Here is a 23,946-nt window from a genome sequence, read left to right as displayed (position 1 = left end):
AACGCTGGTTCGTAAATTACAAGAATGGAATTATCCACACATGTGCACAAGTCTGTGGACAACTGTGAATTGTTGTAATTTGTGAAAATTGGGACCCGTAACGTGCTTCTTGGCCCGTGTTCACCTAGGTGAACAGTGGAGTATTTTGTCCACAGGGCTGTGGACATGTGGAGAATTAACACGATGTGCTACTACCCCCACTACCCCTAAACACAACATTGAAGTTACGGGCCGTCGTAAAGCGAAAATGGGCATGAAAAAACCCGCCCGGAACAACCGGACGGGTTAAAGAGCGTAGAAGCTAGCGGATTACTTCTCGATGTCGATGGAGGTAATCACGACCGGCTCCAGCGGGCGATCCCAGTGATCCGTAGCCACACGAGCGATCTCGTCGACAACCTTCTTCGAGGCGTCATCAGCGACCTCACCGAAGATGGTGTGAGCGCCATTGAGGTGCGGGGTCGGAACAACGGTGATGAAGAACTGGGAACCGTTGGTGCCACGACCGCCGCGCTTGCCGGCGTTTGCCATAGCGAGCAGGTACGGACGATCGAACTGGAGCTCCGGGTGGATCTCATCGTCGAACATGTAGCCCGGGCCGCCGGTGCCGGTGCCCAGCGGGTCACCACCCTGAATCATGAATCCAGCGATGATGCGGTGGAAGATGGCCTCATCGTAGAACGGGCCGGACTCGGTGCCAGAGGCGTTCTGCCCCTTGTACTCCTTGGTGCCTTCTGCCAGGCCGATGAAGTTGTCGACGGTATTCGGCGCGTGGTTGCCGAACAGGTCAATCACGATATCGCCATGGTTGGTGTGCACAGTTGCAGTAGCAGTCTTAATAGTCACATTCCTTAGGATACCGACCTTGGTGGCCAATTGCTCCTACTGGTGAGTTTCTCCGTGGCAGAAACCAGCGAAAACGTTTCTCAAGATAAGGAAAAGAGTTCTTCGTTGACCCCCATGGAGGCCAAATAGTGCCTAAGCTGGAATGTGAGCCTGCTGCAAATATTTCGGCGCTAGGCCTATCTGGGCCCTAGCTCTTGGACTTAGAAGCATCTTGGTCTCAGAGGCACTGGCGCCGCAGCAGTATTAATCATTGATTGAGAATTAAAGGCGATGCCTGTTGGCGACGCACTAATAAAGGAGAGTCATGAACCCCAACGCAATCTCGCTGGCTGTCAAGGGACTGAAGTCCGCTTACGACAGCTACTCGGATTACCGGGACAAGAAGGCTGCAGAGCTCTACGACACGATGCAGGAGGCTAAGAAGGTGGCAGCTGCACAGAACGAGGCAGCAAAGGACGCAGCAACCAATTGGGCGGAAGACGTTAAGGAAAAGGTTTCCGACGCCCGCGATCAGCTCGCTGAGCAGGCCGAAGAACTGACCGGCAAGGTTGAGACGAAGTCCAAGGAGACCAAGAAGCAGGCTAAGAAGGCTGCGAAGCAGGCCGAGAAGGACGCTAAGCGCAAGGGCAAGAAGACCCGTTGCAAGGCTCGCTGCGAGGCTAAGAAGGCTGAAAAGAAGGCCAAGAAGGCTCGCAAGGACCTCGAGGTGCGTACCCAGAAGGCTATCGACAAGGTAACCGGTAAGGAAGAGCAGCGCGCCAAGAACGGTCGCATCGCAACCGCTTCCCTGGTCTTCGCTGTTGTTGCAGCAATCGTCGGTGTCATTGTTTGGAAGCTGCGCAAGGACGACAAGCTCCCGGTTGACCCAGCTCCGTACCAGCAGAAGGCCCAGGAAGTTAAGCACAAGGTCGAAGAGAAGGCCGCAGAGGTCAAGGAGACCGTTGAAGAGAAGGCTTCCGAGGCTAAGGAAAAGGCTGAAGAGGTAAAGGGCAAGGCAGCCGACAAGGCCGACGAGGCCAAGGACAAGGCTGCTGAGGCCAAGGAGACCACTGAGGAGAAGGCCGCAGAGGCTTCCAAGCAGGCTCAAATCAAGGTCGACGAGGTCAAGACCGAGAAGAAGAACGCTGACGACGCTAAGAAGATCTCTTCCAAGCCGTCCAAGCCGGCTCCGAAGCCGGGTCAGGCTCGCAAGAAGTAAATAGGCGGCTAGATGTACTGCTCGGGGACGTTGATCAATCGTGAGAACGGCGGCTGGTTGTCGCAGGCCGTGTGCGGGCGGTGCTGGTTGTACTGGTGCAGCCAATCCGGCAGGGCGTCGCGTCGTTCTTGCTCGCTGGTGTAGCAGCGGGCGTAGGCCCACCCGTCGGCCATGGTCCGGTGGAAGCGCTCTACCTTGCCGTTGGTCTGCGGCCGGTACGGACGCGTCCGCTTCGGGGTGATCGAGAGGGCCTCGCAGGTGTCCCGCCACAGGTGCGAGCGATAGGCGCCACCGTTGTCGGACAGCACCCGCTCCACGGCGACGCCGCGATCGGCAAACCACGCCACAGCCCGATGCAGGACCCCGACCGCGGTGACGGCGGTCTCGTCGTCGTGGACCTCGGTGTACGCGACGCGGGAGTGGTCGTCAATGACGGTGTGCACGAACGCGTACCCGAGCCTGGGGTTGTGCCACTTGCTCTTCGGCTTACCCGGTGTCGCCGTTCGGTTGTGGTCGCCCTGGCGGCGGCCGACGTAGCGCCAGCCGCCGCCGTCGGGGATGTTCCCGAGCTTCTTCACGTCCACGTGGACCAGGGAGCCGGGGTGGGGGTGTTCGTACCGGCGGATCGGTTCGCCAGTCTCGCGGTCCATGTAGGAGAGCCGGTTCAGTCGGGCACCGGCCAAGATGCGGTGGACGGTCGAGGGCGCGATGCCGAGTCGGGCGGCGAGCTGCACGGGGCCCTCACGCAGCCGTATCCGCAGGCTGACGCACCGCTTCGTCGTCGCCTTGTCCGTCTTGTTCGGTGAGGTCTTCGGCCGGGACGAGCGATCCTGCATCGACTCGCCGGCGCGATAGCGGTCGACCCACCTCTTCACGGTCGGCCAGGAGACCTGGAAGCGGGCGGCGACTTCGCTGATGGGCCAACCGTCGTCGACGACGAGCTGGGCCACCTTGAGCCGGTGGCGAGGTGTCAGGGTGGCGTTGGCGTGCATCACTCCTCACCTGCTGCGACGGGCGTCGTCCGCGGCGTTCGGAGTTGCCCCAGGACTGCAAGGAGGATCGTCGTGGCGAGCGGCACGAGTCCGGCGGCGATGAACAAGCTGGCAGCGGCGATGTGTCGGCTGAGGAGTCCGGTGAGTGCGATGGACAGTGGCATGAAGGCGATGGAGATGAAGAAGTCGAGGCTGGCGACTCGGCCGAGCATCTCCAGCGGTACGTGTTCCTGCAGGACCGTGCCCCAGATGACCATCCCGACTCCGATCGACGCACCGTAGACCGCCAGTCCGGCGCTGATGATCCACGGATTGTTGGTGAGTGCGGGGATGGCCAGTGGAAGGCAGCCGAGTACCCATGCGCCGACCATTACGGGCAGGAAGTGTGAGGGGGTGGGCCATGAGCCGGCGACGAGGGAACCCACCAGGCCGCCGACGCCCAGAACTCCGAGGACGACTCCGTACACAGCCGGACCGTTGTCATGGGTCGAGCGTATGACCGCGGGCAGGAGAACTTCCAGCGGACCGGTCACGGCCAGGCCCATGGCGGCCGCCAACAGCACGCTGGAGCGAACCCAGCGCGTGCGGGCGACGTAGCCGAACCCGTCGAGCAGGTCCCGCAGCGCAGAGGTGGCCGGAGCTTCGGCGTCGGTCTCGGCTGAGCAAGGGGCAGGAAGCCGCAGGGCGGCGATCAGGGCGAGTCCGAGCGCGCCGGCGATGAGGTACCCGCCCGCGGCGGGCATGCTGGCACCGATGACCGCTCCGACGGCGGCGGGCGCAATTGCCTGTCCGACCAACGGGCGGGCGGCGCCTTCGAGGCCGTTGACGGCCATTAAGTCGTCGCCGTCCACCAGGACTGGCACCAGCGCCGTGTAGGCGGGGAAGAAGAATGCGGTTGAAGTGCCAATGATGAACGCGGAGACCGCGAGCATCCAGAAGGTGACAATGTCGAGGATTGCTGCCGTGGACGTCGCGGTCGCGATGGTGAGGTTCAGGGTGAGCACGCTCACGATGACGGACTTATTGGGGAACCGGTCTGCGATTACGCCAGCTGGGAGGGATCCTGCAAGCAGGCCAATGCCGCTCCAGACTACGACACCCGACAGGGCGGCTGGCGTGGCGCCCAGGTCGAGGGTCTGCATGGCAAGGTAGAGGGCCCAGGCACCCTGGGCGAAGATGGTCAGCACCATCGCTGCGAACAGCTGACGGTACGTGGGGATGGTCAAGGGGTGAAGCGGGTTCATGGCATGTCCTTCAGGTCAAGGTTCAGGTGGGGCCAGTCGGCCAGGTCGTGGAGCATCTGACGGTCATGCGTGGCAACGATCACCGCGCAGGAGGTCTGCAGCAGCTCGGTGGTGATGTCGTCGACGAGGCTCGATGACAGATGGTTGGTGGGCTCGTCCAGGAGCAGCAGGTCTGGATCCTGGGCCAGACACATGGCCAGGTGGAGACGGCGTTGCTGTCCTTGCGACAAGCGCCCCACCGGCGTGCCGGTTGCGGAGGCTTCGAGCAGCCCGAGCGAGCCGAGGGACGGCGCCTGAGCTCGACGGCCTAGCTTCGCCAGGTAGGCCTCATAGACCTCGTGTGCGGGGCTGGAGCGGTCCCAGTCGGGGACCTCTTGGGACAGCAGAGCGATGCGCGCTCTCGGATTAACTCGCACATGTCCCGTGGTGGGGGCCAGCCGCCCTGCGAGAAGTGCCAACAGGGTGGATTTTCCCGCGCCGTTCGGTCCGGTGACCACCAACCGGTCACCGCCGTTCACGTCGACCGAAACCGGAGCGTCCAATCGGCCCTTCACAGTAACCTGGGTGGCGTTCATGATGCTCTGTCCGGCACGGGTTGCCGAGGCGGGCCACGCAAGACGCAGTGGCGGCGCCGGGACGCCGATTTCATGACTTTTCAGGTCTTCGATACGTCGGTTGAAGGCTTGGACCACTCCAGCAGCGCGTGTGGCACGTTGGTGCTTGCCTGTGCCCTTTTCAGGTCTCCATCCACCCTGGGACAGGCGGGAGCGTGCGTCGGCGGCGGCGCGGGTCAGTTCCTGATGCCGGGCGACCTGGGCGGCATGGTCTTGCTCCCAGGCGGCCCGTTCTCGTTGCCGCCCTTCGATCCAGCCCTCGTAACCGCCCGCGTAGGTGCGCGGAAGGCCATCGCGGGTCGGGTCGAGGTCCAGGAAGCTGGTCGCCACGTCGCGCAGCAGGGCGCGGTCGTGGCTGACTAAGGCCAGGCCACCGGGGTGGTCCCGCAGGCGCTCAGTCAGGAAGGACAGCCCTGCAGCGTCCAGGTGGTTGGTGGGCTCGTCCAGCAGCAACAGGTCAGGGGTCGATCCGAGGGCGACCGCCAGCCGTACCCGGTACCGCTGGCCGACCGACAAGGTCGACAGGACCCGATCGCGGTCGCTACAGGCGTTCAGGCCCGCCAGGGCGATGTCAACACGGCGGTCTGCATCCCAGGCGTCCAGCCGCGTGGCCGCCTCGAGTGCGGCGGAATAAGCGTCGGCCGCGTCATCGCCCGCGGCCAGCGCCGCGGTAGCCACGTCGAGGGCCTGCAGAGCGGCCCTGGATGGGGCGGTCGCCTCGGCAATGAGGTCACCGACCGTGCGATCGCCCTCGGTGGCCATGTCCTGCTTGACCAGGACGAGGGAACCCACCCGGGTCACCACTCCCGAGTCGGGTTTCAAGATCCCCGCCAGTATATGGAGCAAGGTGGTCTTGCCCCGGCCGTTGTCGCCGACGATCGCCAGTCGCGACCCGGTGGAGACGGTGACGTCAGTCCCACTCAGCAGCGGCCTGTCGCCGAGTGTCAGGTGGAGTGATTCAGCGCGGATGTGTGCAGCGGGCCCTTGGGATGTCCCGATCCAGGCACATGATCGTAAAGGTTCTGTGGTTGGCATTGCGTACTTTCAGCTCGTCATGGAGCCGGGCACCACGAAGCGGCCGCCCGGCAGATGGCCAGGACGGCAGACGAGAGGTCATAAGGGGTCCCGCCGCCGTCAGCGGACGGAACGCAGCTTCATCGAGGCGATGCCTGAGTACATGCGGCCGAGGATACAGAGCCCGGGCGATGCCACGCAAGTCAACTAACGTCCCCGGTCAGTACAGCTAGATAGCCAAAAGCCTTTTCACGCCCGATTGTTCTGTGCAGTTGATGCGCAGGCGGTCGGGCGTTTTTGGTTAAGCAGCAAACCTGACAACTTCAGAAAGACGGGCTGCAAATGTGAAACTGTGCAAGTTTATGACAGTTTCAAGCCATTTTTCACGCCATTTTTGTCATAAACGCAGTCAGTAACTCGGCGTTCTTGCCCCCTCCCCTTCTACATCCCCAAAACGCAAAAATCCCCCGGCCTTACGACCGGGGGATTTTGTTCCTTGTGGAGCTTAGGGGAATCGAACCCCTGACCTCCTGCTTGCAAAGCAGGTGCTCTACCAATTGAGCTAAAGCCCCGTACACCGAGCAATTATACCTTGTTCGGCAGTGGGCCTAGGAGGACTTGAACCTCCGACCCCTTCGTTATCAGCGAAGTGCTCTAACCGCCTGAGCTATAGGCCCCGTGGAACGAGATATAACTTAACCCGTAACCATGACACTTCACAAATCGCCTGGTCAGAGGCCTAAATATTGAGTTAAAAAGTAGTCATTAAGTAGTCATTACGGCTACTCCATAACCAGATCACTGAAAACACCTCTGAACCAACGCGACCCCGGAGCCACCGAACGGGGGTGACACCGGGGCCAGCGGGAGGCTAGGCAGCCTAGTCGTCGTCGGCAAGCGAAATTTTGAGACCTCCGACGAGACCGCCGCAAGCGTTGTAGATGACCGCGCCGAGAGCCATGAGCCCAATCGACAGCACCCACCACAGCGCTCCTACAGCGGCCGCCAGGCCAAGGACGAGACCCGCGCTGATGGAATCCTCCCCGCCGACCATTTCACTAATCGGAGCGAGCAATCCCATCCCGGAGAGCAAGAGGTAGAGCAGGCCAACCGCGGCAAGCCAGACGAGGAAGCAAATGAAACCAGTGGCCGCCGTAATGCGCATGGCGGACCAGGGGCTCACCTTGTCGACTACCAAGTTAGTTTCGGCCATGCGCTTACTCCTTCTCCGCCTCCGAGTCACCGGACTCGGCAGCACCGGTGCTCTTGGTGGCGCCGGTGCGCTTCGGGACTACGTCCAGCGTTCCGGCCTCAGAGACCTTAGAAGCGGTCTCCTCGCCCTCATCTTCGACGTTGCGGTCGATAGCCAGCAGTTCCACACCGTCAGCGAGGTTGACCAGGCGCACGCCCTTGGTGGCACGCGAGGTGGCGCGAATCTCGTTGACGTTGGTGCGGATGATGTCGCCGGCGGAGGTGACAGCGAAGATTTCGTCGTCGTTGTCGACCACCAGGGCGCCCATCAGCGGACCACGCTTCGGGTCGTACTTGAGCGTCAGCACGCCCATACCGCCGCGGTTCTGCGGGGTGTACTCGCTGAGCTTGGTCTTCTTGCCGAAGCCGCCGGTCGTTGCGACCAGCAGGTTGTGCTCTTCCTCGACCACGACCATGCTGAGCAGCTTGTCGTCGCCCTTGAAGCGCATGCCCTGGACACCGGCAGTGGCGCGGCCCATCGGGCGCAGCGCGTCGTCGGAGGCGGTGAAGCGGATAGCCTGGCCGCGCTCGGAGACGAGCAGCAGGTCATCGTCAGCAGAGCACAGACGGGCACCGATGAGGGAGTCGCCTTCGCGCAGGTTGATGGCAATCAGGCCAGCGGAACGAGCGGACTCGTAGTCCTCCAGGCGAGACTTCTTGACCTTGCCCTCGCTGGTGGCCAGCACCAGGTACGGGCTGTCCTGGTAGCTCTGAATCTGCAGCACCTCGGCGATGCGCTCCTCCGGCTGGAACTCCAGCAGATTGGCGACATGCTGGCCGCGGGCGGCACGAGTGGCCTCCGGCAGTTCGTAAGCCTTGAGACGGTAGACGCGACCCTTGTTGGTGAAGAACAGAATCCAGTCGTGCGTGGAGCAGACGAAGAAGTGGCGGACAATGTCGTCCTGCTTCAGGTCCGCACCGCGCACGCCCTTGCCACCACGGCGCTGGGCCTTGTAGGCATCGACCTTGGTGCGCTTGGCGTAGCCCGTGGAAGTAATGGTCACAACCACGTTTTCGCGGGCGATGAGGTCCTCTTCGGTGACGTCGCCCTCAGCGGCCACAATCTGGGTACGACGGTCATCGCCGTACTTCTCCACTACCTCGCCCAGCTCTTCCTTAACGATGGCGCGCTGACGCTCCGGCTTGGCCAGGATGTCCTTCAGGTCGGCGATCTCGAGCTCGATCTCAGCCAACTCGTCAATGATCTTCTGGCGCTCCAGAGCAGCCAGACGACGCAGCTGCATCGCCAAAATGGCGTCAGCCTGAATCTCGTCGATTTCGAGCAGACCCATCAGGCCCGTGCGCGCGGTATCAACCGTGGCAGACCGGCGAATCAGGGCGATGACCTCGTCCAACATATCCAGGGCCTTGACCAGGCCACGCAGGATATGGGCGCGCTTTTCCTTCTCGTCCAGGCGGAACTGGGTCCGTCGAACGATGACCTCAATCTGGTGGGCGACATACAGCGTCACCATCTGGTCAATGCGCAGCGTACGCGGCACACCGTCGACGATGGCGAGCATGTTCGCACCGAATCTGGTCTGCAGCTGGGAGTGCTTGTACAGGTTGTTCAGCACCACACGCGGTACGGCGTCGCGCTTGAGCTTGACGACGATACGCATGCCCCACTTCAGGTCGGATTCATCATCAATCGAGGCAATGCCCTGCAGACGACCATCCTTGACCTGATCCGCGATGTTGGCAATCATGCGGTCCGGGTTGACCTGGTACGGCAGCTCAGTGATGACAATCGACTGACGGGTGCCCTCCTGCTCAATCGAGGTCACACCGCGCATGCGAATCGAACCACGGCCGGTGGTGTAGGCCTCCTTGATGCCCTTGTCGCCGACAATTTGGGCGGCAGTTGGGAAATCCGGGCCCTTGATGCGCTCCATGACCGCATCCAGCGTGGTCTTTTCATCCGCTTCCGGGTTGTCCAGGCACCAGTTGATGGCATCCGCGACCTCACGCAGGTTGTGCGGTGGGATATTGGTGGCCATACCGACGGCAATACCGCCAGAGCCGTTCATCAACAGCTGCGGGACACGCGACGGCAGAATAACCGGCTCTGTCGTACGACCGTCGTAGTTCGGCTGGAAATCGACGGTGTTTTCGCGAATGTCGCGCACCATTTCCATGGCCAACGGCGTCAGACGGGCCTCGGTGTAACGCATAGCTGCGGGGCCGTCGTCACCGCGGGAGCCGAAGTTACCCTGACCGTCGACAAGCGGATAGCGCATGGACCACGGCTGCGCCATGCGCACCATGGTGCCGTAAATAGCGATGTCGCCGTGCGGGTGGTAGTTACCCATCGTGTCCGAAACCGGCTTTGCGGACTTCACATAGCCGCGCTCCGGGCGGTAGCCGTTGTCGAACATGGCGTAGAGAATGCGGCGGTGCACCGGCTTGAGACCATCACGGATCTCCGGCAGCGCACGGCCAACAATCACGCTCATGGCGTAGTCGATATAGCTCGACTGCATCTCTTCATTGATGTCGATCGGGCGAACCTGGTGGCCCAATACTCCACTTCCGAAAGATGAGCCGTCGTTGTTGTTATCGTCGCTCAATGACTGCTTCCTTTACTTAAAAGAGGTTCGCATCCATTCTACAGGGCTTTAGAGCCCGCTTTACGACGCCGTGTGCAACTTTTCGATACCATTGTGGTATCAAATCTGGGTTTTAGGCCTGATAGCGAGAAACAAACTAGCGCAGTTAAGAAGCGCAGTTAGATAGCAGGGAGCAAATGCGATGGCGATGACCTTGAGGCTCACGAAAGAACAGGACACCGCCTTGGCTCTGCTGGCGCACATGGAGGGCGTGTCTAAACACGAGGCCGTCATTCGCGCCATCGAATCCGCCGCCACGAGAGCCCTTCAACAAGGTCAGGCCCGGGAAATTACGGCAAGCGTAATTGATACCGACATGGCGCTGCTGCGAAAGTTGAGCTCCCCAAGGCCCCGCGGAGTACAAGAATGAGCGCGCCCCAGATTCAGCCTCTCAGCGAGGCCGCTATCCTGGCGGCTACCGATGAACTGGTGGCCACAGTGCCGGAATTGGCCGACGCTACACTTGCGAGGCCGTGGACAATCAGCGCTATTGTCGCCGCCAGCTCAGGAGTCATTGCTGGTCACCGTAGCTTTCCCGCGATTTCTGCGGCAGCGCAGGCGGTCGCTTACGCAACGTTTCACGTGAAACCACTAAGTTTTGGCAACACCGCACTGGGCGCACTACTTGCACACATACTCCTCACCACCAACGGCGAAGAGCTGTCATTCGCAGAGACGTGGGAGCTAGTCAAAGGTGGCACTTAGCCGGGGACAGGGCCTAGTCACCCTTTCGGGTAAACGGGCTCGTCGGAATGCGATTGCCGGACTCCAGCCGGCCCGTGTAATACGCCGTGGCCTCACCTTCAGTCAGCTCGACCTCGTACCAGCCATCACGGACATAATCAGCCGTCCGGTCTTGCCCGCCAACCAGAACACGTCCCGCCGCGTGCTCCAAAGTGACTTCCGGCAACGCCTTCGCCGTCTTGCTGAATACACGCAGGAAGCGGTCCGGGCCGCACACGGTAAGTTCGCGCTCCAGGAGTCCAATTCGCAGCTCTAACGTACCGAGCACCGTGTGATGCTCCACCCTATTGCCACTGTAAACAGCAAAAACAGCCTCACGGGAACCGTCATTGACCAGTACAAGATTGCCGTCTTTGAGGTAGGCGTGCAGCCGGTACGGTGTCGGCAGCGCGGTCGCCTGCTCGGACTCCTGCACAGGATAGTCACCGGCCGGCTCCGCCTCCCAGCGCTTCACAAACTCCGGCGCTGGTCCCGGCTGCTCTGGAAGCTGCATTCCCGTAGACGCCGAGAAGTCCAGTGTGGATACCAAATCACCACATACCCGACGACGCCAATCAGTGATATTTCCGCAGCTCACGCCGGTGACTTGCTCCAGGAAACGGATCACCGAAGTGTGATCGAAGACCTCTGAGGACACCAAACCACCCACCGACCACGGTGAAATGACAGTCATCGGGACGCGGAAACCGAGCCCCTTCGGCTTGCCCAGGTACCACTCCCCCGGCTCATTCTTCGGCGGCAACGGCGGCACCACATGGTCGAAGTAACCATCAAACTCGTCAAAGTTAATCAGGAAGACGGTCTTGGCCCACACCTCCGGGTTGGAGGCCAACGCATCCAACAGGCGGTAAGTGATATTCGCCGACTGAATCGGCGAGGACGCTCCCGGGTGCTCGCTTTCCGCAGACGAAGGCACAATCCAGGACACCTTTGGCAGCTGCCCGGATTCAACATCCCGTCGGAAAGCGTCGGTTAGCGTGCCCGGCTGGCGGCGGTCCAGCGCGCGATCATAGAGATCCCGTTCCGCCTCAGGCAGCTTCTCCACAGCGGCATTCAGGCGGTCGACCATCTCCTGCTGCTCTGCAGTTGGCGGCATCCCATCGCCCAGTTCCAGCAGCTTCTCGTGGAAACCCGTCATGTCGAGCCCAGGCAGCCCGGCCTCACGAATGACCTTGCGGCCAATATTTCGAAACGCGGCGAAGAAATCCAGGTTGTTGTCCGTGTAGTTATCCCACTCCTGGTAAACGCGCCATGGCACCCCAGCCGCCGAGAGATCCTCGGCATACGTGCGCCACCTGTACCCCGGGTGCGTCGGCTCGTACGCCGCATTGCCAACCGCTCCAGTCCCCCACGGTTCCCTTCGGGTATCACCTGAAAACAGGTAGTTGCGGTTCGGGCTTGTCGACGTAGGCATCGAGGAAAAGTAACCATCGCAGATAGTGAACGTCTCTGCGAGAGCGAATTGGAACGCGATGTCCTGGCGGTCATAACAGGCCATCGTGCCCTTACCCTTGGCCTCGATCCAGCCGTTACAGCGGCCGCCATTTAGTGCAACCTGCCCGTCTTCCCAACCGTGCGGCAAACTTGCAATGTACTCCACCGAGAGATCACCGCGATTAGCGGCGTTGCGAATCAGGTATGGACTGACCCCACTCTGGTTGAAAACGCCCGGCAAAGCGGAATTGTCGTTGTACCCCCGCACACCTCGGAGCGTGCCGAAGTAGTGATCAAAAGAGCGGTTTTCCTGCATCAACACGACAACGTGCTCAACCTGGTCGAGGGAGCCAGCCGGTCGGGGCTGCGCGAGTGCATGGAGCAACGATGGCGGCAGCAGCGTGCTCGCAGCGGTGACAGCACCGACTCCAGCGGCGGTCTGCAGGAAGTGCCGACGGGAAAATTCAGATATATTTTTAGGTGAAGTTGCCATAGGCATCTACGTTAAGAAGCGCAGATTACCAGCCGGCGAACTGCCGCTTAATTCTCCTCGATAAATCGCTCGAAACGGTCAACCACAGCCTGTGGCTCACGCGCCCACCGATTATGGCCAAGGCGCTGCTCAATGAACTCGTACTTCGCAGACTTAGGCAACATCCGAGCTAGCGCTTGCGCAGATTCCGCTGGGCAATCACGGTCACCGCCACAGTTCAGCAATAACGCTGGGGTAGTTACTTTCGGCATCTCAGCGGCATAGTCGATGTCTGCACCCCGTGGTCGCAGAAAGCCCGTGCGCGAGAAGCGCGCCCACTCCACCACATGATTGCGAGCCTGCCGACCGTAACCAGCCACATCGAACCTGCCTGCCGGCCAATAACCCAAAATCTGGGATACCACCTGCATAAATGGTGCACCGTAACGAAGCCGCTTGTACTCGTTGCCAGTAAAACACCTATAGTGCGGGGTGCCGGATCCGACCATCACCACGCCGGCCACATCCGCTTCCGGTCGGGCCAAATACAGAGAAGCAATCTGGCCGCCCATGGAATGACACAGCAAATAAACGGGAAGCTTCTCCCCTGCTGCCAGATGGTCGAATTCCTTCCGAGCACAAGCCACCGCCAAGGGATAATCCACCGACGCGAGATCCTGGTAGCCCCAATTGTGACGGCGGGTGGCCACCGCAGTTTGGTTACCCTGGCCGCGCAACTCCGAGGTCAGGACGCAAAAACCTCGACGCTGTAACTCTTGGGCAATCGGCCGGTAGTAGCGAGCACCCATGCCAAAGCCCGGCCAAATAACGACAATGCCCCGAGGCGAACCTTCGGGAAACCGAAGCGCCATCGGGGTCACGGAGCCATCTGGCAATGTCTCCTGCACAATACGTGGCTCGACTGGCGGTTCCCCGTTGACCATGCTTCCCCGAGTATCTTCCATTTCATAAACATTAATGGCTGAACGGAGGTTTTGTCAGGGGAACCGACAAGCCGATAACCAGACTTGGTATCGGCTTAGACGTCGAGGAAGCGAACGTCCTTCGCATTACGGGTGATGAACGAACGTCGTGAAGCGACGTCATCGCCCATCAGAATGGTGAACAGTTCGTCCGCCTTCTGCGCGTCCTCGAGGGCGACCTTACGCAGCACGCGGTGATCCGGATCCATGGTGGTATCCCACAGCTCAGCGGCGTTCATCTCACCGAGACCCTTGTAACGCTGAACACCATCGTCCTTGTTGATCTTGCGGTTGGCAGCCAGCCCCTCTTCCAGCAGCTGATCGCGCTCAGCATCTGAGTAGGCGTAGCCCGGCTCACCCTTGGCCCACTTGAGCTTGTACAGCGGCGGCTGGGCGAGGTAGACGTGCCCTTCATCAATCAGCGGACGCATCAGGCGGAACAGCAGCGTCAGTAGCAGCGTGGCAATGTGCTGACCATCGACATCGGCGTCGGCCATCAGCACGATCTTGTGGTAGCGCAGCTTCTCGATGTCGAACTCGTCGTGAATACCGGTGCCCAGCGCCGTAATAATGGCCTGGACCTCGTTATTCTTCAGCGTCTTATCCAGGCGCGCCTTCTCGACGTTCAAGATCTTACCGCGTAGCGGCAAAATGGCCTGGAACAGCGAGTTTCGGCCTGCCTTTGCAGAACCACCTGCGGAGTCACCCTCCACGATGAACAGCTCGGACTGCTTCGGATCCTTCGAACGGCAGTCCGCCAACTTACCCGGAAGACCGCCAAGATCGGTCGCGGACTTACGACGCACCAGGTCACGAGCCTTACGAGCCGCCTGACGGGCATGTGCCGAAGCAATGGCCTTGTTAACAATGGCCTTGGCCTCGGCCGGATTGGCCTCTAGCCAGTGACCGATGTGCTCATTAGTCATGCGCTGGACGAAGGAACGCACCTCGGTGTTACCCAGCTTCGTCTTCGTCTGGCCCTCGAACTGCGGATCGGCGACCTTCACCGAAATCACGGCAGCGAGACCTTCACGGCAGTCCTCGCCGGAGAGGTTGTTTTCCTTCTCCTTCAACAGGCGGTGCTCACGCGCATAGCGGTTCATCAGCGATGTCAACGCAGAACGGAAGCCCTCTTCGTGCGTGCCACCCTCAATGGTGTTAATGGTATTGGCGAAGGTGTGCACCGACTCGGAGTAACCCGAGTTCCACTGCATGGCGATCTCGACCTCATGGCCGTCACCTGCAGCATCGAAGGAAATGATGGTCGGGTGGATGATGTTCTTCGACTTGTTCAGAGTCTCGACATAGTCCCGCAGACCATTCGGGTAGTGGAAGACCTTGCGGCGCTCCTTCGGCTTGGTGGTCTTCTCTGCCTTCTCCTTCTGCTCCTCAACCGCATCCTTGGCGATCTCAGCGGATTCGGTCTCCGCCTGCTCCGCCAGAGCCTCGGCCTCGAGCTCCTCCTCGGAGACACGCTTGTCCACCAACGTGATGGTCAGGCCCTTGTTCAAAAACGCCATCTCGCGCAGGCGGCGAGAAATGGTGTCGAACTTGAAATCGGTGGTCTCAAAAATCTCCGGGTCCGGCCAGAAACGCTGCGTGGTACCCGAGCCGCGCGTCTTCTTACCTCGGATAATTTCTTCCGGAACAGCCTGGTCGAAGTTCTGGTACCAGGTGTAGCCATCGCGGATGACCTCGGTTTCCATACGCGTCGACAGCGCGTTAACCACCGAAATACCCACACCGTGCAGACCACCGGAAACAGCGTAGGACTCGGAGTCAAACTTGCCGCCGGCGTGCAGCTGAGTCATAACCACCTGCACCGTCGGCATACCCGACGGGTGCATTTCGACAGGAATACCACGGCCGTTATCGCGGACCTGAACGCCGCCGTCTTCCAGCAGAGTGACCTCAACATCGGTGGCGTAACCCGCCATCGCCTCGTCGACGGAGTTGTCTACAACCTCCCACACCAGGTGGTGCAAGCCACGCTCACCAGTTGAGCCAATGTACATACCCGGCCGCTTACGCACGGCCTCGAGGCCCTCGAGGATGGTAATCGATGAGGCGTCATATTGATGTTCGGTAGCAGCCACGGTTCGGCGCGTCTCCTATTCTTGGTTCTCTCCCCGCGCAACATTCGTCAGCGCGCGAAAAATAGGCCGGCGGTCAAGCGCTATCAGCGCCAGCCAGAACTACATAGGACTACTAGATAGGTCTGGCTAGTTTGGAAGTCGATAACGTCTCAAGAACCGCCTGCCGGTTTTCTCCTGCCCATCTTACCCCAACGTAGTCCCCTACTGTGGATATAGCCGATGCGCTCAAAGGACCAAATTTCGCAGTTTTACGCATACCGACGGGTATTCGTAGACCGTTTACCGACCTTTACCCGTAAGTATCACGCGGTCCTCGGCCCTCGATGTGCAATTTGCCCTTGCGCCAATTCGGCGCTTTTGGCCCAAGCACCTTAATTTCCTCAACCACTCCATCCCCGACGCGTTCCGCAATCGACTTCAAAACCTGTCGCTGTGCTAGCCGCAGCTGTGTTGCCCATGCTGTCGATTGGCACTCGACCACCAAAGTGCCGTCCTTGAACTCCTTGACCTGGGAGTGTTCCGCGACAACCTTGCCGACCATCGAATCCCACTCCGTCATGATCACACCGTGGGCAATATGGATCTGCCAGCCGCGATCAACTACTGCCTTATTCAGCACCGCACCAATCGGCGCAGGTCGACGGTCATATTTCCGGTACAGCCGAATCCCCGCCTCCTTCAATAAGCTCGGCGAAATCACCGTACCGGCACGATCTCGTACCACTGCTTGCGCTGCCCGCTGCTTATCGACGTCCGCAACAATCCCCTCCGCGGCCTTCACAGGCACACGGCTATCGAGGCCAGACCACGAGCCCTTCTTCTTCGGTGGCCGCTGGAGATTCGGTAACTTGTGACCGCCCTCCTTAGCGGCATCGCGCATGCGGAAGAAAGCGTCGCTGATCAGGTCCTTTTCTTCTTCCGGTGAGTTATCCGGCTCCATGTTCTCGACCATACCCGTCACTCTTCCGCGACTGGGTTTTCATCCAGCAGTGAGATTCTCCCCTGCTCAGTCTGCGCCACCGTCACCGTGTGATGAGTGACAGAAGAATCCTCGACCAGTGCCTGAGGCAACTCCTCCCCCACCGCCGAGGTGATCAACACCTGCTCAGCCTGCTGCGCGATTTCCATGAGAGCTTCCCGACGATGCCGGTCGAGCTCCGCAAACACGTCGTCAAGCACCAAAATCGGGTCGGGTCCATCGGCCCGGAGCAAAAAGTACGCGCCGAGACGCAGCGCGAGTGCAAAAGACCAGGTTTCGCCGTGGCTAGCAAAGCCCTTGGCGGGGTCATTGCCGAGAATGAGGTCGAGATCATCGCGATGCGGACCAACGAGACAGGAACCGCGCTCAATCTCCGCGGTGCGGCGCTCCGCCATCTTCGTCAGCAGCAGTGCCTCGAGCAGCTCCGGTTCGCTGGGCAATGGCCCGCCATCCAGGCTGTCGACCTTCGGCGCATAGGCAATCGTGGCTGGGCGCGAGTGCGGGGCAAGCGTGGCATAGGCCTCGCTGACATGCTCGGAAAGCTCGGCGATCAAATCCATGCGCGCAGCCATTAACGCCGCTCCCACCTGCGCCAATTGCGCATCCCAGGTATCCAGCGTGCTCAGTGCGGCCTGCCCCTCCGAGGAAGAATAGCCACGGCGCAGCGTCGAGCCCGCCGACTTCAGCAGCGCATTCTTCTGACGCAAAATCTTGTCATATTGAATGCGGATACCGGCGGACAGTGGCCGTCGTAAAGCGAGCAAATCATCGATGTATCGGCGACGGGAAGCGGGCTCGCCCTTGACCAGCGTGAGATCCTCGGGCGAGAAAAAGACCGACTTGACGATCCCCAGCAGCTCCCGCGGAGACTTCAGCCGCGTGCGATTAATCTGCGCTTGATTCGCGCGATGCGGATTGATGAGCAGATGCGCCGTCAGCTCGCGGCCATCATTGACTGCCGTCGCCGAAATGCGTGCCGACGGGGTCCCCGAACGAACCAGCGGAGCATCCGTAGACACTCGATGCGAGCCGAGCGTGGAGAGATATCCAACGGCCTCAACAATATTGGTCTTGCCGTAGCCATTTTGCCCGGTAAATACGGTAATTCCAGGCGTGAACTCGACTTCCAACTCCGGCCAGGAGCGGAAGTCCCGCAAGGACAAATACCGAATGTGCATAGCCGCAAACTAGCCCGGCAGGCGCACAGGCATCAGCAGGTAAGTGAAGTCGGTCTCCGGCGTTGGGTAGAAGCCGTCCTCACCGAGCTCCGGGATAGCTTCCGGCTCTGGAATGAGAATCGCGGGACGCGACGGCTGCGTAAAGCCCAGCAGAACGCGGTGGGAGCGAACAGCGCTGAGCCCCTCGAGCAGGTACTGCGGGTTGAAGGCGATCAGAAGTGGTTCCCCATAGAAGTTGCAGGCCACAGTCTCTTCTGCGTGACCGACCTCGTCGCCATGAGCGGAAAGGACAACCTGGCCGTCGGAGAAGTCCATGCGAATCTGCGCACCGTGATCCGCCATCAGAGACACACGACGGATGGCATCCTGCAGCTGGTCAACACGAGCAACAGCCATGGAGGAATGCTGCTTCGGCAGCAGCGGACGGAACTTCGGGAACTCGGCGTCCAGCAGTCGCGTGGTAGTGCGACGAGGATCGGCGAGGATAGCCAGCAGACCTTCGGAGCCGACCTCACGATCATCAGATCCGTCGCCGAATGCCAAGGTCACTGGCTCGCTGGAAGTGGTATCGAGAGTGCGGGCAGTCTCCGCGAAGGTCTTTGCCGGGATGAGCAGCTTGGTCTCCCCCTCCGGGATCTGCTCCCACTCGAAACTGCGAACCGCCAGGCGGAAACGGTCGGTGGCAGCGAGAGTGACCTCGTTACCTTCGGTTTCCATCCGGATGCCGGTCAGCATCGGCAGCGACTCATCCTTGCCGGCAGCGATAGCGACCTGACCAATAGCCTCAGCCAACAGAGCGGCATCGACAGTGCCGGTAGCAGCCGGAGCTTCTGGTAGCTGAGGGTAATCCTCCAAGGTCAGGCTTGGTAGCTCGAAGCGGGAAGAACCACAGCGAACGATGACCTTCGTGCCATCAAAGTGCATCTCTACCTGCTTATTCGGCAGCTTAGAGACAATGTCAGAAACCAACTTGCCATTGACGGCGAAGCGACCGGGCTCATCGACCTCTGCGCTAATACGAATCTGAGTCGAGACCTCGTAGTCATAGCCAGCGAGCTGCAGACCATTGTCATCCGCGAGAAAAATCATGCCACGCAGAATCGGCTGAGTCGGGCGTGCAGGCAGGTTACGAGCAACCCAGCTCACCGCACCCGCGAGATCGTCCTTAGCCGCGCGAATACGGACTTCGGTCTGCTCCATCGTTCCTCCACCGGTATTGGATGTCTGTTATTAGCCGTCTTTTGTGTTGTCAGCACGCTATGTCAGCGCACATGACTGGAGTTACAAAGATTCCATCGTACAACTCTACTGCAGACTGCCAAAGACCTCACTGGCATTCTTGTAGTCCGTCTAGTGCTTAATCCTAGTTCTTGCTCGTTCTTGGCATTTATGAAGTTGTGCGCGAGAGGTTGCTTGCCAGAGGTTGTGCGCTGGCCCCCTTTTATCTAGAAGTTTCTAGAGATTTTTAAAGTCGGGAGTAGTAATAGGGGGTGTGCACATTGTGAAATTACATGATTCCCGCTGGTCTTCACTGATTTCGCGCTGTGGATAACCAGTGCGTCTAACTGTGGATAACTTGGGGTGTCTGTGGATAGTGTTCGGGCTTCATCTTTCATCCACAAAATTTACGAGTTGTCCACAGCTCTGTGCACGGAAAAACCGCAGTTAATAACAAGAATTCCGCACGCCGAGCCCAAGGTTTTTAAGCCGTGCCGCGAGCTCGGTCTCGAATGCGTGTAGTCAGGTCGTTGACCTGGTCCTTTGAGGGCTTCTTCTCCTGAATTTCCTTAACAATCTTGCGTTCAGCGTGCAAAACCGTCGAATGGTCACGATTTCCGAACTCCCGGCCAATCGACGGCAACGAAAGCTCAGTGAAGGACCTTGTCAAGTACATCGCGATCTGGCGAGCATGAGCGACCGGGCGAGTCTTACCCGGGCCCACCAAATCCGCAACCGTTAGGTCGAAGTACTCAGCGGTGGTGGAGATGATGATCTCCGGGGTAATCTGCACCTCGATTTCGTCGGCACCGAGGATCTCCTGCGCAAACTTCAAGGTCACAGGCTCATGAATCATGGATGCGTGAGCGCTAATCTGCAGTAGACGCCCCTCGAGCTCACGAATAGAAGACGAGGTGTTCTCCGCGATGTACTGGAGTACATCATGCGGAACGACCAAATCAGACAGCTGTGCCTTCTTCGACAGAATTGCGATTCGCGTCTCCAAGTCCGGGTATTGCAGATCCGGATTGAGCCCCCACTGGAAGCGGGTACGAAGGCGATCCTCCAGGGTCTTAAGCTCGCGTGGTGGGCGGTCCGACGACAGCACAATTTGGTGATTGGACTGGTGCAGGGCATTGAACGTATGGAAGAACTCTTCCTGTGTACCTTCCTTGCCCTCCAAGAACTGGATGTCATCGATGATGAGCATGTCCAAATCGCGGTAGCGACGCTTGAAGGATTCCTGGGCGTCGTCACGCACGGAATTAATGAAGTCGTTGGTGAACTCTTCCGAAGAAACGTAACGAACCCGCAGGTTAGGGTACAAATGCTTGGCGTAGTGACCAATGCCGTGGAGCAGGTGCGTCTTGCCAAGACCCGAACCGCCGGAGATAAACAGCGGGTTGTAGGTGCGCCCCGGAGACTCTGCAACAGCGACGGCGGCTGCGGCGGCGAACTTATTCTGCGGACCAATAACAAAGGTTTCGAAGGTGTAGTTCGGGTTGAGGGTGGGCTCCTCGAAAGGCATGCTCATCTCGGTTGGAGTGCCGTGGCTCTCGGAGCGGAAAGGACTTGTGACCTGGCGCTGATCAGCAATAGTCATCGGATTCTCGGCAGATGAGTGCGAAAGCCCCTGCGCCATTGAATCCACTGCGTCCATCGATCGGTGCTGTGACTGGGCACTCTGCTGATTATGGACATTCTGCTGGTGTGTCTGCGGCACCTGTGGCGTCTGCGTCGATCCCTGGTGCTGCTCGTGGCGATTGAAGTCATTCGCATCTGCACTGGGGAACGGGTAGTTGCGGCCAGATTGCTGTTGGTGCTGCTGGTTTGGCTGTTGACGCTGAGCCTGCTGCGGACGCGAAGCTGCAGATGGCATCTGCCCCGAGTGCTGTGCAGATGGTTGAGTGGTCTCTGCTGCCTGGCTATCTTCAGCGTCGTCAGCAGGATCGGCAACGGTGATGACCGTTTCCAACTCCTCGCCGGTCAGCGAGGCTAAGACGGCCTCGATAATGCCCTTGAGCTCTTCTTTTACCAGTGCCTGCACCACTGGCGATTGAGTGCTGAGCAGGAAAAAACCTGGAAAGTCACCAGTGTGCGTCACTGACCGCAGCAGTGCCTTGTGTGGCGGGCGTAGTGGTGCAATGCCCAACTCCGGCGCACCTTCTGGTGAAGTCAGGATAGAAACGACCTGCTCCCAGAGTCCACCTGGCAATTCTGGTTGTTCGCTCACTGTGTGAATGTCCTTTTACATGTTTACGTTCATCAAATTTATCGAGGCGACCTGTTTTTGTGGAGTGTTTTTGGCATGGCGAGAGCGCCATATCTGCCCATTTGGGGGCTATTTCTTGTAATTCGCCCTGTGGGGTGTTTCTACACAAGGTGCTATACGCCCCGAGCAGGACTTCCACATGTTTGTCCACACCTGTGGATAAACCTTGTCGCTAATTGACTAACAGTTTATCCACAGTTTGCCCACAATGAAAAATAGCCCCCTAGTCTGCGTTTACCTAGGTAAACACGTTATTTCCCCTGCTCGCTGTGATTCATGGTGTGGAAGTTATCCACAGCTGATGGGATAAACGCCCTGTGGATTGCAGTGCATAGGTTAGTATTTCCACAGGTCAACATCGGTACCGTCGGAAAACTTGGAAAATGATTCTCCAGGTAAATCCGGCGTGTTGATTTGAATTTCTCGCTCGATTCGACGTAACCTATCTGGGTGTTTCATATCCATTGAGATATGAGTCCGAGCTTGTGCTTGGACCCGACAGAACGCATGTAGCTTTCAATCTGTCGGTAAGTAATTTTTCCGTGCATCACGGGAATGCGTCAGACGCATCGCTGCCTCGCACTCGAAGCGAGGAGTTTACTGCGGTGTGTTCAGCGTGGACTCGTGGTCGTTTGAGTTTCAAGGAGTGTCAACCGTGTCGAAGCGGACGTTCCAGCCGAATAACCGCCGTCGTGCACGCGTGCACGGCTTCCGTACCCGTATGCGTACCCGTTCCGGTCGCGCCGTTGTGGCAGCACGCCGCAGCAAGGGCCGTGCCCGCCTGTCCGCTTAAGTAAGAGGACGCCGATTTCGGTGCTCCCTCAGAGCAATAAGCTGCGTTCTTCGCGTGACTTCACGGTCACCGTACGACGTGGACGCCGAATCGGACGCAAGACCTTGGTCTTGCATATTCGTGACACCGCCGCTTCTGGCGGTGAAGATAAGACCGATACGCAGATTGCCAGGTTTGGTGGTCCGCGTGTCGGTCTTGTCGTATCTAAAGCTGTGGGTAACGCCGTGACTCGTCACGCTGTATCCCGCAAGCTCCGCCATGTTATGGCCGCGGCCGCGCAGAATCTTCCGTCCACCATGGACATTGTCGTTCGCGCGCTGCCTGCATCTGCCACAGCCACCAGCCAGGAGCTGTCCCACGATGTGCAATCGGCACTCGCCACATACGAACGTCGGCGCTAATTCGCTTGACGACGGCCCCCTCGCCCAGGCCCCCGCTGCACGTGTGGCTGAGAGGGCGATTCTCTTCTACCGCCGTCGTATCTCTAATCTGAAGCCAACGAGCACATGTCGTTTTGAACCGACCTGCTCCGCATATGGTCTTGAGGCCGTGCGCCGCTTTGGAGCTATTCGTGGCCTGTGGCTGACTCTCCTGCGTATCTTCCGTTGCGCACCCTGGCATCCGGGCGGCTGGGATCCAGTTCCTGCCACATTCCCCGGCCTGGGTTCGTGGTTGAAGCGAATGCACAGGTAACCTCTAGTAATGCTTAGCCTTTGACCGGCTTTGTAGACGAAGGCGCGAGTGCGCTGTCCCCTAAAGAACGGAGTGATCTTAGACCGTGCTCAATTTCGTGTATTGGCCGATTTCGGCCATCCTGTGGTTCTGGCATAAGGCCTCAGGTTTCCTATTCGATCCCTCCTCGGGTATCTCATGGGTGCTGGCCATTGTTTTGCTTGTGGTCACCATCCGTATCCTCCTGTTTAAGCCGATGCTGAACCAGCAGCGTTCTGCCATCAAGATGCAGCAACTCGCTCCTGAGATGCAGGCGATCAAGGAGAAGTACAAGAACGATCAGCAGGCGCAGGCCCTTGCTATGCGCCAGCTACAGAAGGAAATGGGTGTCAACCCGCTCGGCGGCTGTCTGCCGATTCTGGTTCAGATGCCTGTGTTCATTGGTCTTTTCCACGTGCTGCGTTCGTTCAACCGAACGGGTACGTCGGGCAATGCGCTCGGCATGTCGGTGGAACAGAACTGGAATACGCCTAACTACATCTTCGGCGTAGATGAGGTGCGGTCCTTCCTGCTGGCTCGTGTGCTCAATGCTCCACTGTCCAGTTCAGTTGGTATGGGTGAGGATCAATACGCAGCCTTTACTGTGCCTGGTACGCCTGCGGACTTCACCCGCATGGACATCATGATCGTTGCCATTCCGCTGATTGTTATCGCGGCACTTGCAACGCACTTCAACGCTCGCATGTCTGTTGACCGCACGCGTGCCCGCCAGGAAGCCGGTCTGGTGAAGCGCCAGGAAGGCGTTATGGGTCAGCAGATGGACATGATGAACAAGATGATGCTTTGGTTCTTCCCAATCATGATTCTTGTTACCGGTGCTTTCTGGCACATCGGCCTTCTTGTCTACATGGTGACTAACAACGTCTGGACCTACTTCCAGCAGCGCTACATCTTCGGCAAGCTGGATGAGGAAGAGAAGGAAGCTGTCGCAGCTAAGAAGGCTGCCAAGCGCGAGGCACAGGAGAAGCTCGCTCCGAAGGTTGGCCAGAAGCCAATCAATCCGAAGAAGGGTGGCAAGCGTCAGGCAGCGCAGAATGCGCAGCAGGCGCAGTCCGGTCAGGCCTCTGCAGCGAACAAGGCTTCTAGCCATCTTCCGGATGGCAATTCGGGGAAGGGACAGCAGGGCCCAGCCTCGAAGCCAGCGCCAGGACAGAAACCCGCAAATCGGAAGAACCGGAAGCGGAAAAAGAAATAGCTGAAGTGGAATCGCCCTTCGTCTACATAAGTTAATTAATCGAAACGCCCCGCAGTTGATGCGGGGCGTTTTTGCTTGCCTT

Annotated in this window: 20 protein-coding genes and 2 tRNA genes; 7 read left to right on the top strand and 15 right to left on the bottom strand. The window is 59.3% G+C overall.

The features are described from left to right. Nucleotides 1-309: 309 nt before the first annotated feature. Nucleotides 310-846, bottom strand: a complete 537-nt coding sequence (locus tag HMPREF2547_RS04365; protein WP_369707163.1) for a peptidylprolyl isomerase — start codon at nucleotides 844-846, stop codon at nucleotides 310-312. Between the two features lie 304 nt (nucleotides 847-1,150). Between HMPREF2547_RS04365 and HMPREF2547_RS04360 the strand changes: the two genes are divergently transcribed. Further along, nucleotides 1,151-2,044 carry a hypothetical protein gene (locus HMPREF2547_RS04360; RefSeq protein ID WP_049193113.1) on the top strand — a complete coding sequence of 298 codons (894 nt, stop codon included), beginning with the start codon at nucleotides 1,151-1,153 and terminating at the stop codon, nucleotides 2,042-2,044. 8 nt (nucleotides 2,045-2,052) lie between these two features. On the opposite strand, the gene HMPREF2547_RS04355 is transcribed toward HMPREF2547_RS04360, so the two are convergent. The 7 genes from HMPREF2547_RS04355 to gyrA form a co-directional block, all read right to left on the bottom strand. Further along, a complete protein-coding gene (locus HMPREF2547_RS04355; protein WP_049193111.1) occupies nucleotides 2,053-3,039 on the bottom strand; it encodes an IS481 family transposase in 987 nt (328 codons plus the stop codon). After that, nucleotides 3,036-4,280: an MFS transporter gene (locus tag HMPREF2547_RS04350; RefSeq protein WP_049193110.1), complete on the bottom strand. Its 1,245-nt coding sequence runs from the start codon at nucleotides 4,278-4,280 to the stop codon at nucleotides 3,036-3,038. The genes HMPREF2547_RS04355 and HMPREF2547_RS04350 overlap by 4 nt, the downstream gene beginning before the upstream one ends. Next, a complete protein-coding gene (locus HMPREF2547_RS04345; RefSeq protein ID WP_049193109.1) occupies nucleotides 4,277-5,929 on the bottom strand; it encodes an ABC-F family ATP-binding cassette domain-containing protein in 1,653 nt (550 codons plus the stop codon). Before HMPREF2547_RS04345 ends, HMPREF2547_RS04350 begins: the two co-directional genes overlap by 4 nt. 478 nt (nucleotides 5,930-6,407) lie before the next feature. Continuing rightward, a tRNA-Ala gene (locus tag HMPREF2547_RS04340) sits at nucleotides 6,408-6,480 on the bottom strand. A gap of 31 nt (nucleotides 6,481-6,511) precedes the next feature. Continuing rightward, a tRNA-Ile gene (locus HMPREF2547_RS04335) sits at nucleotides 6,512-6,585 on the bottom strand. 203 nt (nucleotides 6,586-6,788) lie between these two features. After that, complete coding sequence (locus tag HMPREF2547_RS04330) at nucleotides 6,789-7,121, bottom strand: DUF3566 domain-containing protein (protein ID WP_016421749.1); 333 nt, start codon at nucleotides 7,119-7,121, stop codon at nucleotides 6,789-6,791. 4 nt (nucleotides 7,122-7,125) lie between these two features. Beyond that, on the bottom strand, nucleotides 7,126-9,642 hold the full coding sequence (gyrA, locus tag HMPREF2547_RS04325; RefSeq protein ID WP_246819622.1) for a DNA gyrase subunit A: 2,517 nt from the start codon (nucleotides 9,640-9,642) through the stop codon (nucleotides 7,126-7,128). Nucleotides 9,643-9,910: 268 nt separating this feature from the next. On the opposite strand from gyrA, the gene HMPREF2547_RS04320 reads away from it, so the two are divergent. Then, nucleotides 9,911-10,138: a hypothetical protein gene (locus HMPREF2547_RS04320; protein WP_049170125.1), complete on the top strand. Its 228-nt coding sequence runs from the start codon at nucleotides 9,911-9,913 to the stop codon at nucleotides 10,136-10,138. Further along, on the top strand, nucleotides 10,135-10,473 hold the full coding sequence (locus HMPREF2547_RS04315; RefSeq protein WP_070595880.1) for a hypothetical protein: 339 nt from the start codon (nucleotides 10,135-10,137) through the stop codon (nucleotides 10,471-10,473). Before HMPREF2547_RS04320 ends, HMPREF2547_RS04315 begins: the two co-directional genes overlap by 4 nt. 13 nt (nucleotides 10,474-10,486) lie before the next feature. Here HMPREF2547_RS04315 and HMPREF2547_RS04310 read toward each other — a convergent pair whose 3' ends face one another. From HMPREF2547_RS04310 to dnaA, 7 genes are all read right to left on the bottom strand, one after another. Continuing rightward, a complete protein-coding gene (locus tag HMPREF2547_RS04310) occupies nucleotides 10,487-12,439 on the bottom strand; it encodes an alkaline phosphatase family protein (protein WP_070604838.1) in 1,953 nt (650 codons plus the stop codon). 47 nt (nucleotides 12,440-12,486) lie between these two features. Beyond that, complete coding sequence (locus HMPREF2547_RS04305) at nucleotides 12,487-13,383, bottom strand: alpha/beta fold hydrolase (protein ID WP_370449400.1); 897 nt, start codon at nucleotides 13,381-13,383, stop codon at nucleotides 12,487-12,489. Nucleotides 13,384-13,457: 74 nt separating this feature from the next. After that, on the bottom strand, nucleotides 13,458-15,497 hold the full coding sequence (gene gyrB, locus HMPREF2547_RS04300) for a DNA topoisomerase (ATP-hydrolyzing) subunit B (RefSeq protein WP_016421743.1): 2,040 nt from the start codon (nucleotides 15,495-15,497) through the stop codon (nucleotides 13,458-13,460). A gap of 289 nt (nucleotides 15,498-15,786) precedes the next feature. Then, nucleotides 15,787-16,449 carry a DciA family protein gene (locus tag HMPREF2547_RS04295; RefSeq protein WP_049170117.1) on the bottom strand — a complete coding sequence of 221 codons (663 nt, stop codon included), beginning with the start codon at nucleotides 16,447-16,449 and terminating at the stop codon, nucleotides 15,787-15,789. Between the two features lie 5 nt (nucleotides 16,450-16,454). Beyond that, complete coding sequence (gene recF / locus HMPREF2547_RS04290) at nucleotides 16,455-17,654, bottom strand: DNA replication/repair protein RecF (RefSeq protein WP_049170115.1); 1,200 nt, start codon at nucleotides 17,652-17,654, stop codon at nucleotides 16,455-16,457. A 9-nt stretch (nucleotides 17,655-17,663) separates the two neighbouring features. Next, nucleotides 17,664-18,854, bottom strand: coding sequence for a DNA polymerase III subunit beta (dnaN, locus tag HMPREF2547_RS04285; RefSeq protein ID WP_048731377.1), 1,191 nt, complete (start codon nucleotides 18,852-18,854; stop codon nucleotides 17,664-17,666). 502 nt (nucleotides 18,855-19,356) lie between these two features. Next, a complete protein-coding gene (dnaA, locus tag HMPREF2547_RS04280) occupies nucleotides 19,357-21,105 on the bottom strand; it encodes a chromosomal replication initiator protein DnaA (protein ID WP_049170112.1) in 1,749 nt (582 codons plus the stop codon). Between the two features lie 694 nt (nucleotides 21,106-21,799). On the opposite strand from dnaA, the gene rpmH reads away from it, so the two are divergent. The 4 genes from rpmH (at nucleotide 21,800) to yidC (ending at nucleotide 23,864) form a co-directional block, all read left to right on the top strand. Then, nucleotides 21,800-21,937 carry a 50S ribosomal protein L34 gene (gene rpmH, locus HMPREF2547_RS04275; RefSeq protein WP_005511646.1) on the top strand — a complete coding sequence of 46 codons (138 nt, stop codon included), beginning with the start codon at nucleotides 21,800-21,802 and terminating at the stop codon, nucleotides 21,935-21,937. Nucleotides 21,938-21,957: 20 nt separating this feature from the next. Further along, the gene (gene rnpA / locus HMPREF2547_RS04270) at nucleotides 21,958-22,338 is read left to right on the top strand and encodes a ribonuclease P protein component (RefSeq protein WP_048731381.1); all 381 of its coding nucleotides are present in this window, start codon (nucleotides 21,958-21,960) and stop codon (nucleotides 22,336-22,338) included. Next, nucleotides 22,298-22,630, top strand: coding sequence for a membrane protein insertion efficiency factor YidD (yidD, locus tag HMPREF2547_RS10590; protein ID WP_083296856.1), 333 nt, complete (start codon nucleotides 22,298-22,300; stop codon nucleotides 22,628-22,630). Before rnpA ends, yidD begins: the two co-directional genes overlap by 41 nt. An 85-nt stretch (nucleotides 22,631-22,715) precedes the next feature. Further along, nucleotides 22,716-23,864, top strand: coding sequence for a membrane protein insertase YidC (gene yidC / locus HMPREF2547_RS04265; RefSeq protein ID WP_070604836.1), 1,149 nt, complete (start codon nucleotides 22,716-22,718; stop codon nucleotides 23,862-23,864). The last annotated feature ends 82 nt before the right edge of the window (nucleotides 23,865-23,946 follow it).

Source organism: Corynebacterium sp. HMSC055G02 (genome assembly GCF_001809065.1).
Classification (GTDB): Bacteria; Actinomycetota; Actinomycetes; order Mycobacteriales; family Mycobacteriaceae; genus Corynebacterium; species Corynebacterium jeikeium_D.
The sequence above is the reverse complement of the archived record's forward strand: the minus strand, read 5'-3'. Positions and strand labels throughout refer to the sequence as shown.

What these genes read in the sequence shown, in the direction of transcription:
- HMPREF2547_RS04295 (WP_049170117.1), bottom strand. Translation starts at nt 16,449, where the DNA reads ATGGTCGAGAACATGGAGCCGGATAACTCACCGGAAGAAGAAAAGGAC.
- HMPREF2547_RS04350 (WP_049193110.1), bottom strand. Translation starts at nt 4,280, where the DNA reads ATGAACCCGCTTCACCCCTTGACCATCCCCACGTACCGTCAGCTGTTC.
- HMPREF2547_RS04315 (WP_070595880.1), top strand. Translation starts at nt 10,135, where the DNA reads ATGAGCGCGCCCCAGATTCAGCCTCTCAGCGAGGCCGCTATCCTGGCG.
- HMPREF2547_RS04345 (WP_049193109.1), bottom strand. Translation starts at nt 5,929, where the DNA reads ATGCCAACCACAGAACCTTTACGATCATGTGCCTGGATCGGGACATCC.
- yidD (WP_083296856.1), top strand. Translation starts at nt 22,298, where the DNA reads ATGTGCAATCGGCACTCGCCACATACGAACGTCGGCGCTAATTCGCTT.
- dnaN (WP_048731377.1), bottom strand. Translation starts at nt 18,854, where the DNA reads ATGGAGCAGACCGAAGTCCGTATTCGCGCGGCTAAGGACGATCTCGCG.
- gyrA (WP_246819622.1), bottom strand. Translation starts at nt 9,642, where the DNA reads ATGCAGTCGAGCTATATCGACTACGCCATGAGCGTGATTGTTGGCCGT.
- HMPREF2547_RS04320 (WP_049170125.1), top strand. Translation starts at nt 9,911, where the DNA reads ATGGCGATGACCTTGAGGCTCACGAAAGAACAGGACACCGCCTTGGCT.
- HMPREF2547_RS04310 (WP_070604838.1), bottom strand. Translation starts at nt 12,439, where the DNA reads ATGGCAACTTCACCTAAAAATATATCTGAATTTTCCCGTCGGCACTTC.
- HMPREF2547_RS04305 (WP_370449400.1), bottom strand. Translation starts at nt 13,383, where the DNA reads ATGGAAGATACTCGGGGAAGCATGGTCAACGGGGAACCGCCAGTCGAG.
- recF (WP_049170115.1), bottom strand. Translation starts at nt 17,654, where the DNA reads ATGCACATTCGGTATTTGTCCTTGCGGGACTTCCGCTCCTGGCCGGAG.
- HMPREF2547_RS04360 (WP_049193113.1), top strand. Translation starts at nt 1,151, where the DNA reads ATGAACCCCAACGCAATCTCGCTGGCTGTCAAGGGACTGAAGTCCGCT.
- HMPREF2547_RS04330 (WP_016421749.1), bottom strand. Translation starts at nt 7,121, where the DNA reads ATGGCCGAAACTAACTTGGTAGTCGACAAGGTGAGCCCCTGGTCCGCC.